The sequence below is a fragment of the Rhodococcus sp. AC861 genome, assembly GCF_979256035.1.
In genome coordinates this window covers 1-274 of record NZ_CEEDMW010000040.1, presented here as the reverse complement: position 1 = coordinate 274, position 274 = coordinate 1, and the positions used below count along the sequence as shown (strand labels likewise).

Annotated in this window: 1 protein-coding gene and 1 pseudogene; both read left to right on the top strand. The window is 43.8% G+C overall.

Annotated elements, in window-relative coordinates:
• Window positions 1-64, top strand: a pseudogene (locus tag AC0IX4_RS23055) (hypothetical protein); the annotation flags it as partial.
• 21 nt (window positions 65-85) lie between these two features.
• Window positions 86-274 (top strand): ParA family protein (locus tag AC0IX4_RS23050; protein ID WP_471831405.1); only part of this gene is annotated, 189 nt, incomplete at its 3' end.

Sequence of the window (274 nt, the reverse complement as noted above, 5' to 3'; positions counted from 1 at the left end):
ATACGCTCTCACTATTCAGAACGTTATCGACATTTACGCCCACCGTCAAATACCTAAGTACCGCGATATTCACAAAGAACCATACGTGATTTTTGTCGTCAATCTTAAAGGCGGTGTATCAAAAACAGTCACGACAGTCACTCTCGCACATGCATTACGAGTACATCCGGACTTGCTTCGTCATGATCTCCGCATCCTGGTTATTGACCTTGATCCGCAGGCATCCAGTACTATGTTTCTTGATCACACTCATAGCATTGGTACTGTTCTTGAA